Below are 14,384 nucleotides of genomic sequence, written 5' to 3'. Positions count from 1 at the left end.
CTGAGCATTGATCTGGAACTCTCAGCGTATAATTATTTCAGAGGCCCTTCATGAATCTTCCCCCTACTCTGGGCGAGCTCAGGAAAAGTTCTTTCTCTGAGCAGCGGTTGCGCACGCGCAAGGTAAAAGATGAACTCCGCGAAAATCTGATTGCACGCCTGCGCAGCGGCGAAACTATTTTTCCCGGCATCATTGGCTATGAAGACACGGTCGTTCCCCAATTGGTGAACGCCGTTCTTTCCCGGCACAACTTTATTCTGCTCGGCCTGCGCGGACAGGCCAAGAGCCGCATCCTGCGCGCTTTGACCACATTGCTTGATCCCCAGCTGCCCTACGTTGCCGGCTGTGAGATCCGCGACAATCCTTACGAACCCATCTGCAAGCGCTGCCGCGAGCTGATTGCCCGCGAAGGCGACAAGACTCCCATCGCGTACCTGACGCCCGATGATCGCTACGTTGAAAAGCTGGCCACGCCGGATGTGACCATCGCTGACCTGATTGGCGATGTTGATCCCATCAAAGCCGCGCGCGGCGGGCACGATCTCTCCAGCGAGATGACCGTGCATTACGGCCTGCTGCCGCGAGCCAATCGCGGACTGTTTGCCATCAATGAACTGCCCGACCTGGCGGGAAAAATTCAGGTCGGCATGTTCAACATCATGCAAGAGGGCGATGTGCAGATTAAAGGCTATCCTTTGCGACTGCCTCTCGACGTGGCGCTGGTCTTCACCGCGAACCCTGAGGACTATACGGCGCGCGGCAAGATCGTTACGCCGCTCAAAGATCGCATCGGCTCGGAGATTCGCACGCATTATCCCGGAACGCTGGAAGAAGGCATCAGCATCACCGAGCAGGAAGCATGGCTGCATCGCGACGGGCTTGAGCTGCACGTGCCAAAGTATGTGCGTGAAGTGGTGGAGCGTGTAGCGTTCCTGGCGCGTGAAGACAAGAAAATCGACAAGCGCTCCGGAGTAAGCCAGCGTTTGCCTATCAGCGTTCTTGAAAACGTAATCTCCAACGCTGAACGGCGCGCCGTGCGCAGCGGGGAAAAGACAATCGTGCCGCGCATTGGCGACGTCTACGCCGCGCTGCCTTCGATTACCGGCAAGCTCGAACTGGAATATGAAGGCGAGATGCGCGGGGCTGACACTGTGGCGCGTGAGCTGATTCGCACCGCTGTCGCCAAGACCTACGACACATATTTCAAAGACTTGAACATGCAGCAGGTGGTGCAGTGGTTTGAGCTCGGCGGCGAGATCAAACTTTCTGACACGGCCAGCGCACATGAAGTTCTGGAAGGCTTGAAGAACATTCAGGGCCTCACGGACAAGCTCGCGCCTGTCGGCATCAAGTCAAAAGACAGGCCTGAGGTACTGGTGTCCGCGGCGGAGTTTGTGCTGGAAGGATTGCACGCGCACCGCAGAATTGGACGATCAGAGGAGCGCGTCTTTGCCGCAGAAAAACAGCCGAAGAGACACGAGCGACCGTTTGAGCGCGGCGATGACGAGCCACCGCCGATGAGGAACAGAAGACCTTATAACTGAATTCGGCAGGTACTTAGTATTTGGTAATTGGTATTTGGTCAGAAAGAACGTGGGACTACTCGTGTTGGCCAATTACTAAATACCAATTACCAAGTACCGCAAAAACGCAAATGAAATACACACGCTACTCCAAATACATTGCCGACCTGGCCGATGAAATGAGCATGGAAGACCTGCTCAGCGCGCTGTCGGATTACATGCTTGAGTCGGGCTTCCAGAGCGATTCCATGTATTTCCAGCAGTTGGATGAGCACTCGCTCGACGCGCTGCGCCAGGCGATCCAGCAGGCGCTGGAGATGGGCGACTTTCTGGACGACGAGATGCGCGAACGCCTGGAACAGATGCAGGCCGACGGCACCATGGATGAACTGATCGAGCGGCTGATCGAGCGCATGCAGCAGGAAGAGCTGATATCGGTAGACCAGCCGCACGATCCCTCGCGCCAATCGACCACGCCGGGGCAGACCGGCGAAGCGCAGACCAATGCGCGTTTTGAGATCACCGACAAGAGCCTCGACTTTCTCGGCTTCAAGACCTTGCGAGATCTGCTCGGTTCGCTTGGTCGCTCCAGCTTCGGCCGGCATGACACGCGCGATCTCGCCACCGGCATCGAATCCAGCGGCGCGTCCAAGCCATATGAGTTCGGCGATACCATGAATCTCGATATCACCGAAACGCTCTCGGCGGCCATCCAGCGTGAAGGACTGCACCTGCCGCTGAACATTGAATACTCTGATCTTCAGGTCCACCAGTGCGAATATCAGTCTTCCTGCGCCACAGTGGTAATGCTCGACTGCTCGCACAGCATGATTCTCTACGGTGAAGACCGCTTCACTCCGGCGAAGAAAGTCGCCATGGCACTGTCACATCTGATCCGCACGCAATATCCGGGCGACTCGCTCTCGCTTGTGCTGTTTCATGACTCGGCGGAAGAAATGCCGATCTCGCAACTTGCTCGCGTAAAAGTTGGCCCGTATTACACCAACACGCGTGAAGGTCTTCGGCTGGCCCAGCGCATCCTGCAACGCCAGCGCAAAGACATGAAGCAGATCGTTATGATTACTGACGGCAAGCCCTCGGCTCTCACGCTGGAAGACGGCAGGATTTACAAAAATGCTTTCGGGCTTGATCCGCTGGTGGTCAGCCAAACGCTGGAAGAAGTTTCACGCTGCAAGCGCTCCGGCATCATGATCAATACGTTTATGCTGGCTTCCGACTACGGCCTGGTCCAGTTCGTGCAGAAAGTCACAGCCATGTGCAAAGGCAAAGCCTACTTCACCACGCCGCAAAATCTGGGGCAGTACCTGCTGATGGATTACATGTCACGGAAGATGAAGACAATCCACTAGGACATTCGGTCAGATCGAAACCAAATCCTCGGGTCATGACTCTTTAGTTGTAGCCGCTTCATGCACCACATCTTTCACGTTCTGGCGGCGGAACTTGTCTGCCTGGCGAGTTGCCAGCACGCGGACGCGACGCGCCGGTAGTGTGACCGGCTCAATCTTCTCAAAGCGGCCGCGTTGAATCTCAACATCAAAGCGGAACCAGTCGCTCTTGTAAAGGCGCCCGGCGGAATAGAAGCTGACGGAAGCCGCAATCGTGCCCTCAAAGTCGTGGCCCGTGATTCCCAGAATACGTTCACCAATGTGCTGCGTCCAGGTATTGCCGCCCACCAGTGGATCGTTGAGGTACTGGCGCTCAAACGGCATGGCATGTGTCATAGTGCGAAGCTGCACAAGCTGGAGCAACACGGCAGCGCGCGCTAGGTTGGTGATCACGATCTTGGCATCGGCAGTGGAAGCTCGTTCCAAGCGGACATGTAGCTCCGGCGCCCATTCGCGTTCAAACTGCTCGCGTGAAAGTTCCAGTCCGCGATCGGCAGCCTTGGCATAGCGCAGCGTGGCCCGCGCCAGCACCACGCTCAGGATAGTGGTAACAATGGTGGCCGCCACGGGAATGTATTCCAGCAATGTGGTGAACGGGACGCGCGCGACCGAAACCATCAGCATGGAGACAAAGCTTAATGGGATTTGCTGGTTTTCCCGAGATGCGGGACGTGTAGGGGCTTTGGTAACGCTAATTTATGCAGCGTGTAAGTGCTTGAAACAACACGGGGAGCCGATTGGCTCCCCTGGCGAGAAACCTCTGCAGAAATGGTGAGTTCTATCCCTCGTTTTTCACTGCGGCTTCAGCAGCCAGGAAGCCGATCTTGGAATGAGTTCCATCACAGAACGGTTTGTTTGTGGATGCGCCACACCGGCACAGCGCGATCGCCTGTTTCCCGCTTATATCTACTTTCTTGCCATCAGCGTCAGCAATTTCCAACTGACTCAGGTCTCCGCTGACCACGTATGGGCCGGTCTTTTTGATCAGGATATTGATTGCCATTCAGTTCCCTCCAAACAATTTCTACGTTGAAACAATCTAAATGGTAACGATGGAGCATGCAAATCCTTCGTGAATCCCTTGGCAAAAAAAATGATTGCCTATAGGGGTTCCCTCGCTCCGCTCGGGATAAAAATCTACCGCTTCTTGAACGCCACGTTCACCAGCAGCTTGTCGCCTTCAATGTCCACGACGTTACAGAAAGTCCGCTCCCCGCGGCGCGTGAAGTCGAGTCCTACGCGGCTGCCACCAACGCGCATATTGCGAATGCTCAAATGCTCCAGAAATTCCGGCAGCGCCGGATTCACAATATTCAACTCTCTTCTTTGGGCGCTGGGACGGATGCCGAGCACCGACATCAGGATAAGAAAAACTGAGCCCGACGCCCACGCCTGCGGCGAACAGGACACGGGATACTGCACGGGTTCGTCATGCTCGCGCCGTTCAATGCCGCAGAAGAGCTCAGGTAGGCGGTAATCGCGGAAATTGAGCGCAGCCTGGTAAAGCGCGGTAAAGAGCTGGTTGGCCGGCTCACGAAATTCATAAAGCGCCATGCCATGGGCGATGAGCGAATTATCATGCGGCCATACTGACCCGCGATGGTAGCTGAGCGGATTAAAAACGCGCTCAGTGCGTGACATGGTGCGCCAGCCCCAGCCGGAAAACATATCATCGCGCATGAAGCGCTGCGTAACTGCCTTCGCGCGGTCCTGCGCCAGCATGCGGGTAAAAAGCAGGTGGCCGGGGTTCGATGAAATAACCTGCGTCTGTCGCTTGTCGCGGTCCAGGGCCATGGCATAAAAACCGAGCTTGGGCATCCAGAAAGCTTTTTCAAACCGCTTGGCCATCTCCGCGGATTCCTTCTTCAACCTGTCCGCGGTCTTGATGTCACCGAAAGAGCGCATGAGCGAGGCCATTCTGTACTTGGCCTCATACACGTAGCCTTGCACTTCACACAACGCAATGGGACTCTTAGCGACCTCGCCATCGTGGTGCATGATGGCGTCCCACGAATCTTTCCAGCCCTGGTTCGCCAGTCCCTTGGACGAGCGACGCTGATATTCGACAAAACCGTCGCCATCGAGATCACCGTAAGAGTCAATCCACTCCAACGCGCGGTACGCATTTGGAAGCAGGTCTTTCACAAGATGCTCGTCGGCAGTCCAATTAAAAGTTTCGCTCAGCAGGATGAGCCACAGCGGCGTTGCGTCCACCGATCCGTAATAGGGGCCAAAGGGCATCTCGCCCGCGCGGGTCATTTCACCTTCACGATATTCGTGCAGAATCTTGCCCGGCTCTTCGTCGCGCCAATCGTTCTTCTCCTTGCCCTGCAATGAAGCGAGAACGCGGAGTGTTTCAGACGCCAACTGCGGGTTCAGCATTAGCGATTGATAAGCCGCGATGATGGAATCGCGGCCAAACATGGTAGCGAACCACGGAATGCCGGCGGCGATTACTCGCTCCTTGGCCTCAGGAATCTGCAACGCATGAAAGTCGGCTTTGCAGGTTTCCACCATCTCACTGAAGATGCTATTGCCGGCGCTGAAGCTCGTGGAATGCGACGCCCACTCCGCAATGGCTTCACGGCGCGAGCGCAACTGCTGCCCAAAATCAGGATGAACCGAGCGAGAGCGCTTGCCTTCCACGTGCGGCACAATGGTGGTTTGCAATTGGAAACGCTTAAAGGGCGGCAGCCGAAGCTTCCAGCGTGCCGTGGTCCCATCCACCACATCCGGCTCAGGTGAAAGATGAATGACGGTTTCGCGGACAACGCCATCCCGGCCGCAATAATGAAACACAATGGAATCGTGCCGCACAATGGGAAGGTAATACTGGCCAAGTTTTTCACGCGCTACGCCGCGGACCTGGAATACGTCCATGAAATCGGCTTCATAAGCCAGTTCAATATTCAGTTCAAGCTCATGGAAGTTGAAATTCTCAAAAGAAAAATTGTCAAACAGCGTTTCAGAGGAAAGCAGCTGCTCGCGGCGGATGTGGACCGTGTTCTCAGGAATTTCATACGTCTCACGCATCGTGCTTTTGCCGGTGGTCAGTTCAATCTGCGAAGCAAAAGTCTGTTCCGTGCTGGAAGAAAGGACCACGGTGCGGTATCCATCGACGCGAAGCTCCAGGCGGCTTAGAAAACGGGTGTCATCATGGAAGAAGCCAACATCCGAAGCGCCCGGAGGCATGATGTCCCCGGCAATAGTCGTGGAGAGAAAAGTCTTGCCATCGATCAGAGTAAGATTGTTGACCTTGCGCGGCTCCGCATTCTGGTACACCAGCCGTGGCTCTGGATAAGGCGGAGATATCTTCACCAGCTCGGCTTGGGGTATCAGGAGTTTTGCGTTCATGCCACGATCTGCTCCGCCTCGGCCACGCCATCACGCAGAATTTCTGCATACAGGTTGATGTAATCCTGGGTCATCCGCTTTACAGAAAAAAATTCTTCCATGTAGCTGCGAACCTTAGTCGCCGGCATGGCCAGATTGCGCGCGCACTCCCCCAACTCATCGGCGGTCTTGCGCACGTTGCCGCTCACACCTTCCTTCACCACTTCTCCAACAGATCCGCCGGGCATGGCCAGAACAGGAGCTCCACAGGCCATGGCTTCAATCATAACAAGACCAAAAGGCTCGTCCCACTGCACGGGAAAAAGCATGGCGCGGGATTTGCCCAGCAGTTCGACCTTCTCTTCCATTCCCACTTCGCCCACATACTCAATGAACTTGCCGTCCACGTGCGGCTTGACCTGGGTTTCCCAATACTGCTTATAAATGGGCTGGATTTCACCGGCGATCTTGAGCGGAATACCCGATTTCTTGGCGATTTCGATTGCCAGATGCGTACCTTTGGGCGGCGCAATTCTGCCTAAAAAACTGAGGTACTCTCTTTTTTCGTCGGGCACGGAATAAAGCGCTGGATCAATTCCGTGGTGAATGGTCCTCATGTCCGGCATGCTGAGCTTTTCCCGCTGAAAGTCACTGATGGTGACGTAAGAAACGTCCGGATACGACTGATAGAACTCCGCCAGCGACTCGTCGAGCGCATGATGCACGGTGTAAACCATGGGAACGTCAGTAAATCGGGAAAAACTCAAGCCAGGAGCACTGTTCACATGGATCAGATCGGCGTGCTCCGTCGCCTCTTGAATGGCCCAGGCAAAATGGTTCAAGCCTTTCAGTGAGGCTTCCACTTCATGCTTCAACGGCCACTCACCTTCAGGATAAAGCCAGCGCATGGGCGCATCGACCGTGGATTCGCCGTTGGTATACACAACCACTTCGACTCCCTGGCGCTGGAGTCCGTGGGCCAATTCCGCAATGAATAACTCCGTACCACCGTATCTTTTCGGAGGCACTGCAATGAACGGTGGTGCAATAAGGGCTACTCTCATAGGGTTTAAATTGAACAATACAAATAAGATGCGGAATCCAACTCTGGTGACACAAGTAAAGAGATGTAGCACGCAACTTTCGTCGCGAACTTCACATTGTGACGTTAAATCGCCGCTCGGGCGGAGATTTGGCTGGAACTTTTTAGTTAATCGCGTTCAAAGGGTCGCGGTGTTTTGCTGAGCTGCTCGCGATTTCCACAGCTTGCTCAAATTCCCGAGCTCGCACATCACTGGTATGGCCGGCAAGGACACGGTTGCGCGCGGCCCGGCCGATGCGTCGAAGTTCGGCGTCATCATAATTCTTTAGGTAGCGAACCATATCATCCGCTCCGGTGGCCAGAAGGATTTCCCGGCCCGGAGTGAAGAAAGTTTCCAGCCCTGGCCAATTGTCAGAAGCAATGGCCGCGCCGCAGGCAGCAGCCTCAAACAATCGCACGGAAGGCGAGTACCCGGCCACCACCATCTCTCGCCGGGTAACATTCAGCGTGATCCGCGACGAGCTGTAAAGCTGCGCGTGATAGCACGGGTTCAAATGCATGGTGCGCTCCACGTTCTCAGGCCAGTCGATATGCGACGGATATTGCGGGCCGGCGACAATAAATTTCTGATCCGGCAATTTCCGGGCGGGAGCGCACAGCAATTCGTCGATCTTTGGCTGGCGGTCTGGCGCATAAGTTCCCATATAGCTCATGTCGCAGGCAAATCTGGGATCTACAGAGAGCGCGCAATGTTTGTCCGGATCGACCGAACAATAGAGCGGCACAGCAAACGGCGATCCTAAGTCTTCCTGAATCAACTGAAGCAGCGGGCCACCGGTAAAGCTGAAATAAATGTCCAATTCAGAAAGATGCGACTTAAGCAGATAGTCAGCGCGGCCATTTTCCCGGAGGCTGCGAACCGTGATTGGCGTATCGATATCATAAAAAGCCTTTATCGGGACATTCGACGCCAGTACCTCTTCCAAGGCGGCAATACCGTCCGGAAAATAAGAGCCGACCATCGCGATGTCGGAATCGCGCAGCTCAGTCCTGACGGACGGAAGAATCTCTTCCCAACTTTCAAAAATCTTTACTTCACAATATGGGGGATTGGGCAGGTCGCGGTTGTTCTGGTACCACTCCACATTGTGCTCAAAAAACACAATGCGGTGCCCGCGACGATGCAACGCCTGGCACAAGGCGCGAAACGTAGTCGCGTGTCCGTTGCCCCAGGACGAAGTGATCGAAAGACCGAAAATAGTGATTTTCATAAATCAGCAATCAGCAGTCAGCAATTAGCTTTATCTCGCTGGTGAAATGCGCCGTTTCCCGACCCGAGCAAGGATAACGTCAACCTGTTACAGGGCCCACTGACACCGGTTCAAGAATGGCATCCACTTCTTTCGCTCGCAATGCATACGTATGGTCGCGCAACGCCCGCGCGTGCATGTTCTGGCCAATCTCTTTTGCTCTGGCTGCGGAGATGTTCCGCAAGCAGGAAACAATTCCTTCCGCGCAGTCCGCTACCAGTATCTCTTTTTCCGGGGCAAAGAACTGGTCGATACCCGCCCAACGGTCTGTAATCAGGCACGCCCCTGCGCCGGCGGCTTCAAAGACGCGCGTGGGCGGAGAAAATCCCACGCCCGCCATGGAGTCGCGGTTGATGTTCAGCACCATGTGCGCGGAACAGTTCACGCGGTTGTGATCGCCCGTACCCACGTGGCCTATCCAGCGGACATTGGCAGGAAGCCGCTTGCCGCCCCATCCTTCCCCGCCCAATGCGAAATGGAACTCTGGAGCAAGCTCGGCTGCGCGGAAGAAAAACTCTTCTACGCGGCGCTCGCGGTCCGGCAAGCGATGGCCTACAAATAACAGATCGCAGGCCAAAGCTGGATCCGGCGGGACAGGATGATGCGTTTCCGGATCTAGTGCGTTGTAAATGGGATGGCAATTGGCCGCGCCCAGACGCCGGTAGTGATCCACAACCGGCGCACCGCCGCCATAAGTAAAAATAAAATCGTATTCGGGAATGAGCGCACGAAATGCGTCAGTAGGATTTGTTTCCACGCGCGACAAAGTCGCGGGAGCATCCACGTCCCAAAACGCGACCCGGGTCTTATCGGACCGGCACTCCAACACTTTTTCTTCCAGCAGTTCGTCGAATACGCCCACCCCGCTGTGCTTGACCACCAGATCGCATTCGGCGGCCTGCTTCAGCAGGGCGGGAATTTCTTCAGCATCTTTGTAAACTATGGTTTCAACGTAGCTGAAATCGCCCGCATCACGGTTTTGCAGGCGGCGATAAGCGTCAGGCTCGGCGAATGTAATCTGATGTCCCAGCACGTGAAGCTGCTTATAAATGCCGCGATAATAAGTCGCCGCGCCGTTCCAGTAAGAAGATGTGATGCTGGAGCCAAAAACGAAAAGTTTCATCGCGAGATCTCCTGGCAGATTTCCATCAGTTGTTGCGCGCGATGAGCGCAGGTATGGCGCTCACGAATGGTCTGCAATCCATTTTCGGCAAGCTGATAACGCGCCTTTCCATCGCGGCGAAGGTGCCGCAGCTGCTCCGTCATCTCAACGCCGTCATTCACTACCAGGTAATCTTCGCCGGGACGAAAGAGATTTTCCTGATCCATCCAGGGCGAACAGACCAGCGGAATACCGCAGGCCAGGGCCTCGAACACGCGAATGGTGGGAATACCGGCCAGGCCATTTGCATACTCACGGCGTGGAATATGCAAGGTGACCACGCTTTCCGCATAAACCTGTGGAGAAAACAAGTTGGGCAAATAGCCGCGATACTCAATGTTGGCCCCGACCAGCTTTTGCAGCGCAAAGTCGGGATAACGGACGCCGTGAGCCACCACGCGCAGTTCCGGCAGGGCCAGCGCCGGCTGGATCAGGAACTCATCCAGTTCGGCGGAACGCTCATCGTCGCCCCAGTTGCCGATCCAGACCACGTCAATCTCTTTGCGGCGCTGGAGCGGATGGAACTGCTCCACGTCAGCGGCTTCATGAAAAGTCCATGCGCGGTTAATGCCGAAGCCATCGACATAAATACGGCGGATGGCTTCGCCAAACGCGAGCACGCCATCCACCAGGTGCAAATGAAACTTTAGAATTTCACCGGCGCTAGTGTGAGCGCGGTGATGGCTGTCATGGAACAGCGCGGTAAAGCCAAGCTTTTTCTTCAACGCGAGCACCTGATTTACCACTCGAGGATCATTCCATTCGTGCAACAAGACGACGTGGGTCTCTTTCAACTCATCTTCCAGAAACCGGGAGAAATCGTCGTCACCGGACTTATAAAAACGGATATCGAGTTCAGGATAAGCGCGGCGGAAAGAATCTATGGCCTCAATAGCGCGCTCGCCCTCCTGCTTCATCAGGTTGGTGAGCGACCAGGAGCTCAACTCTTCATAACAGCGGACAGTGTGGCCCAAGCGCACCAGTTCACGCATCAGTCCGCGCAGAAAGTGAGCGTTGCCATGGTTCCAGTCAGAAACCATGGAGTGGGAAAAGAGAGCGATATTGAGCTTCTGGCTCATGCGCTGAGGGCCTGCGCGGGGGCCAGCTTGTGATAAAGATGCTTGTAGTCCGCGACCATGCGGTCAGCCGTGAAATGCAGCCGCGCGTGGCGCAGCGCCATGTTGCCGTAGCTCAGGCGTAAAACAGGGTCGCGTTGGACACGTTCAAGCGCCTCACTCAAGCTTTCCGGATCATTGTTGCGGAAGAAAATTGCCGCACCTTCCCAGAGTTCGCGGAACGAGGGTATATCGCTGGCAACGATGGCGCAGCGTGAAAGCGCCGCTTCCACCGGAGCCAGGCCGAACGGCTCATATTGCGAAGTTGCGGCATAAATTCCGGCGCGAGCCAGCGTCTGCGTGATCTGCCGCTCATCCTGCTGGGGATCCAGGGAAATGTTGGGTCTGATTGTTTCAGCCACGAAGGAATGATGTTGCAAATCAGGATGGCGGTCACATCCAACGATGCGCACCGATCCGGGCATTTCACGTTTCAGCAGAAGGGATACGTTCTTGCCGGTGTCCCACAAACGTCCCAACGTCACGGTGGTTTCCTGTTTGCCGATGTAGGGATTAAACAAGGCGGGGCTACGGCCATTGTGAATTACGGCGCTGGACCGAAGCTTGCCGTAATAAAGCTCAATTTGTTCCAGAATCCAGCGCGAAGGCGCGACCACAGTTGTGGCTTCATGCAAGCCGCGAGTGACTATCTGGCGATACCAGTGCAGCCATTCAGTTTCCGGCGGCAACTGCCGGTGGACGGACATCCACCAGCTCACAACATCACTGTGAGCAACCACGACGCGCGGAACATCGCACGGCAAAGCTCCGTAATAGAACTGGCTGAAATGGAGAAGATCGGGACGGCTTTCATCGATAGTCGCCAGAAGATATTGGGACGATGCTTCCATGTCGGCTTCAGAATCGAGCATCCATTCCAGCTTGAACGCCGTGGGTCGATAATCAAGATTGGCCAGGCCGTCCATCCAACGCGTTTGCGCGGCGGTAGGAATGTCGCCAAAGCTCACGAGCGTGACCCGATCGCCGCGGCGTACAAGCCCCGTCACCAACTCCCGCGTGTATGTCCAAACACCGCCCAGCGTATCCGCCGTGACTAAGATGTGCATGTTTCCAATTCCTCGATCGCCAGCGGCGTTTGCTCTTGAATGTCGCTATAGCCCTTGTCCGCAAACATCGACGTGTAGTGGCGATGGGCGCGCTCCCAGGCCATGTCGTCCGGCGTGGCGGAAAAAGTCTGGTTATAAAGTGGGCTCCCTGGATATGGGAACATAGGCACCGGCTCGCTCACCCAGACGCCTTTTTGCTTCAATTGTTCCTGCCAGCGGTGAATCTCCGCGCGATCGTCCCGCTCCGTGAGAATCAAATTCGCCTGCACCCACGGAATGCGGCCGCGAGCATAGACCAGCAATTCCGCGATGCGGTCCGTGCCTATGCGGCAATTTTTATTCAGGTCTTCACGGCCTTCAGGCGTGATGGACTCCACTCCGCATTCCATGGAAATGCAATGGGCGCGGCCCAGAAGGTCCAGCGTGTCTTCATTCCAGAGATCAATGCGCGTCTGAAAACCAATCTTCATCGGACGCTCAGCAATGCCTTCCAGCAAACGATTAACATTCTTGCCGACGCCGAAGATTTCATCGATGAAATAAATGTATTGGACGCCGCGCGCGATCAGCGTATCCACTTCCTGGAGAACGGCATCCACGCTGCGCTCGCGGAATTTATTGCGAAAAAGCGTCTTGTTGCAGAAGGTGCATGCCCAGGGACATCCACGGGCAAACTCCAGTTCTGCTCCAAGACCGTGATCATTGGTGAAGACATGGTGACGATGCCAGTGCGCTCCAACGTTGTAATTTTTGAAATCAAGCGGTCCCAAGGTGGCCATATCTGTAACGGCCGAACCAGGGCTGATGTGCAATTGCCCATCTTCTTCTCTGAAGCAGCAGCCGATAATCTCATGCCACGGCTTGCTCGCGAGTTCCGCCAGAATCTGGTCGGGTTCTCCACGTAGCGTCACGTCACAGCCAGTCTTGCGGATAGTCGCTGCGGGCGTCGCCGAAGGATGCGGGCCAATAGCGACTTTGATCGCATTGCTACGCAAGCCGGCAAACCATTCCATAGGCACGCGCAGCTCCGGCGGTGGACAGCGCCAGAAGAGATATGAAGGCGCAGTCGGGATCACTAGAAAGTCGGGCGCGAATGCATCGAGCCGACGACGCGCTTCGTTGATGCTGAGAGTGTCCGTCTGCGCATCGATTACCAGAGATTCATGACCAGCAATACGCAATTGATCGGCGGCAAACAAGAGCTCAAGCGGAGTATGCGCGTCCTGACAGCCGAAATAGGTTGAGCCCTTGAAGTCCCAGTTGGGATTGAGCAGGGCAAACTTCATCCCGCCCTCCCGGAGAGTTCGGTGGCCAGTTCAAAGGACGGCAAGGCTGGTGCGGTGTTACGCCGCCGCTTGGCCAGCACTCCATGGTTCTCTTCCCAGAAGCTTTGCAAAAGCCGCAACGTCTTCTTGAGCCCGATCTCGGGTCTCCAGCCAGTGTCCTGCTGGATCTTGGCGTTATTGGTGATATAGACCAGTTGATCGCCAATGCGGCGCTCGTTCAGCACACATTCCATTGGATGCCCGGTCAACATGGCGATCTCATCCATCAGTTCAAGGAGAGAGATGGAATTCTGCGGGCCGCCGCCCACGTTGTAAACCTCAGTCCTGGTAATTTCAATATTCTGGCGCGCGGCGTCGAAGGCGCGCAGCAGGTCGTCCACGCAAAGCACGTCGCGCACCTGGCGTCCATCGCCATAGATTACGACTGGTTCTTCCTGCAAAGCGGAATAAACAAAGTGGGCCACCCATCCCTGATCTTCCGTGCCAAATTGCCGTGGCCCAGCCACACAGGACATCCTGAAGACAACGGTTGGCATGCCGTAGATTCGGCCAAAATCGCGCACGTACTGATCAGCAGCGCCTTTGGAACATCCATAAGGAGAGTGGAAATCCAGCGGCTGTGATTCTGAAACGCCCTGCTGCATCGGAGTTATATAACGCTTGCCGCTGATGACTGGCGTGCCAAGGCCCAGTTCGCCATAAACTTTATTGGTTGATGTAAACAGAATAAAAGGCCGATTGCCCGACCGACGGGCAGCATCCAGAACATTGAATGTGCCGGCGAGATTCACTTCAAAGTCATGCCGAGGATCGGCAACAGACGTGGTGACTGCGACCTGCGCGGCAAAATGATAAATCTCGTTCGCATGGGCCACGGCTTTCTCAACCTGACGGGCATCGCGGACATCGCCGACCGTCACCTGGAGCCGTCCGGAATTGCCTGCCATTTTTCTCAGCCATTCCACATTGTGGTGCACTCCGGCGCGGGAGAGATTATCAAAAATGTGCACCTTGGCATCGGTGTGGGAGAGCAGAGAGTGGGCCAGGTTCGACCCGATAAAGCCTGCTCCTCCAAAAATCAACACCGCGCGGGTATCCTGCTTGCGCATTGTTCCCCCTTCAAAAAAAATCGTTGTG

General features: G+C 55.5%; 12 protein-coding genes. 2 read left to right on the top strand and 10 right to left on the bottom strand.

The window, feature by feature from the left end:
- Positions 1-50: 50 nt before the first annotated feature.
- On the top strand, positions 51-1,544 hold the full coding sequence (locus LAO76_06800; GenBank protein ID MBZ5490623.1) for a magnesium chelatase: 1,494 nt from the start codon (positions 51-53) through the stop codon (positions 1,542-1,544).
- 110 nt (positions 1,545-1,654) lie between these two features.
- Positions 1,655-2,893 carry a VWA domain-containing protein gene (locus tag LAO76_06795; protein ID MBZ5490622.1) on the top strand — a complete coding sequence of 413 codons (1,239 nt, stop codon included), beginning with the start codon at positions 1,655-1,657 and terminating at the stop codon, positions 2,891-2,893.
- A gap of 33 nt (positions 2,894-2,926) precedes the next feature.
- On the opposite strand, the gene LAO76_06790 is transcribed toward LAO76_06795, so the two are convergent.
- The 10 genes from LAO76_06790 to LAO76_06745 all read right to left on the bottom strand — a co-directional run bounded on the left by LAO76_06790 (position 2,927) and on the right by LAO76_06745 (position 14,356).
- Positions 2,927-3,556, bottom strand: a complete 630-nt coding sequence (locus LAO76_06790) for a hypothetical protein (protein MBZ5490621.1) — start codon at positions 3,554-3,556, stop codon at positions 2,927-2,929.
- Between the two features lie 154 nt (positions 3,557-3,710).
- A complete protein-coding gene (locus tag LAO76_06785; protein ID MBZ5490620.1) occupies positions 3,711-3,935 on the bottom strand; it encodes a CDGSH iron-sulfur domain-containing protein in 225 nt (74 codons plus the stop codon).
- Positions 3,936-4,069: 134 nt separating this feature from the next.
- A complete protein-coding gene (locus LAO76_06780) occupies positions 4,070-6,286 on the bottom strand; it encodes a hypothetical protein (protein ID MBZ5490619.1) in 2,217 nt (738 codons plus the stop codon).
- Positions 6,283-7,248, bottom strand: coding sequence for a glycosyltransferase family 4 protein (locus tag LAO76_06775; GenBank protein ID MBZ5490618.1), 966 nt, complete (start codon positions 7,246-7,248; stop codon positions 6,283-6,285). The genes LAO76_06780 and LAO76_06775 overlap by 4 nt, the downstream gene beginning before the upstream one ends.
- 223 nt (positions 7,249-7,471) lie before the next feature.
- Complete coding sequence (locus LAO76_06770; GenBank protein MBZ5490617.1) at positions 7,472-8,578, bottom strand: glycosyltransferase; 1,107 nt, start codon at positions 8,576-8,578, stop codon at positions 7,472-7,474.
- Positions 8,579-8,657: 79 nt separating this feature from the next.
- Positions 8,658-9,740 (bottom strand): glycosyltransferase, encoded by a 1,083-nt coding sequence (locus tag LAO76_06765; protein MBZ5490616.1) that lies wholly within the window; start codon positions 9,738-9,740, stop codon positions 8,658-8,660.
- On the bottom strand, positions 9,737-10,858 hold the full coding sequence (locus tag LAO76_06760) for a glycosyltransferase (protein MBZ5490615.1): 1,122 nt from the start codon (positions 10,856-10,858) through the stop codon (positions 9,737-9,739). Before LAO76_06760 ends, LAO76_06765 begins: the two co-directional genes overlap by 4 nt.
- Positions 10,855-11,961, bottom strand: coding sequence for a glycosyltransferase family 4 protein (locus tag LAO76_06755; GenBank protein MBZ5490614.1), 1,107 nt, complete (start codon positions 11,959-11,961; stop codon positions 10,855-10,857). The genes LAO76_06760 and LAO76_06755 overlap by 4 nt, the downstream gene beginning before the upstream one ends.
- Positions 11,949-13,247 carry a TIGR04295 family B12-binding domain-containing radical SAM protein gene (locus tag LAO76_06750; GenBank protein ID MBZ5490613.1) on the bottom strand — a complete coding sequence of 433 codons (1,299 nt, stop codon included), beginning with the start codon at positions 13,245-13,247 and terminating at the stop codon, positions 11,949-11,951. The genes LAO76_06755 and LAO76_06750 overlap by 13 nt, the downstream gene beginning before the upstream one ends.
- On the bottom strand, positions 13,244-14,356 hold the full coding sequence (locus tag LAO76_06745; GenBank protein ID MBZ5490612.1) for a GDP-mannose 4,6-dehydratase: 1,113 nt from the start codon (positions 14,354-14,356) through the stop codon (positions 13,244-13,246). The genes LAO76_06750 and LAO76_06745 overlap by 4 nt, the downstream gene beginning before the upstream one ends.
- Between the last annotated feature and the right edge of the window lie 28 nt (positions 14,357-14,384).

It is taken from the genome of Terriglobia bacterium (assembly GCA_020072645.1).
In the GTDB taxonomy this organism is placed as follows: domain Bacteria; phylum Acidobacteriota; class Terriglobia; order Terriglobales; family Acidobacteriaceae; genus Angelobacter.
The sequence above is the reverse complement of the archived record's forward strand: the minus strand, read 5'-3'. Positions and strand labels throughout refer to the sequence as shown.

Bases quoted from the DNA above. Each gene is read 5' to 3' on its own strand.
- LAO76_06800 (MBZ5490623.1), top strand. From the start codon at position 51: ATGAATCTTCCCCCTACTCTGGGCGAGCTCAGGAAAAGTTCTTTCTCT.
- LAO76_06795 (MBZ5490622.1), top strand. From the start codon at position 1,655: ATGAAATACACACGCTACTCCAAATACATTGCCGACCTGGCCGATGAA.
- LAO76_06790 (MBZ5490621.1), bottom strand. From the start codon at position 3,556: ATGCTGATGGTTTCGGTCGCGCGCGTCCCGTTCACCACATTGCTGGAA.
- LAO76_06785 (MBZ5490620.1), bottom strand. From the start codon at position 3,935: ATGGCAATCAATATCCTGATCAAAAAGACCGGCCCATACGTGGTCAGC.
- LAO76_06780 (MBZ5490619.1), bottom strand. From the start codon at position 6,286: ATGAACGCAAAACTCCTGATACCCCAAGCCGAGCTGGTGAAGATATCT.
- LAO76_06770 (MBZ5490617.1), bottom strand. From the start codon at position 8,578: ATGAAAATCACTATTTTCGGTCTTTCGATCACTTCGTCCTGGGGCAAC.
- LAO76_06765 (MBZ5490616.1), bottom strand. From the start codon at position 9,740: ATGAAACTTTTCGTTTTTGGCTCCAGCATCACATCTTCTTACTGGAAC.
- LAO76_06760 (MBZ5490615.1), bottom strand. From the start codon at position 10,858: ATGAGCCAGAAGCTCAATATCGCTCTCTTTTCCCACTCCATGGTTTCT.
- LAO76_06755 (MBZ5490614.1), bottom strand. From the start codon at position 11,961: ATGCACATCTTAGTCACGGCGGATACGCTGGGCGGTGTTTGGACATAC.
- LAO76_06750 (MBZ5490613.1), bottom strand. From the start codon at position 13,247: ATGAAGTTTGCCCTGCTCAATCCCAACTGGGACTTCAAGGGCTCAACC.
- LAO76_06745 (MBZ5490612.1), bottom strand. From the start codon at position 14,356: ATGCGCAAGCAGGATACCCGCGCGGTGTTGATTTTTGGAGGAGCAGGC.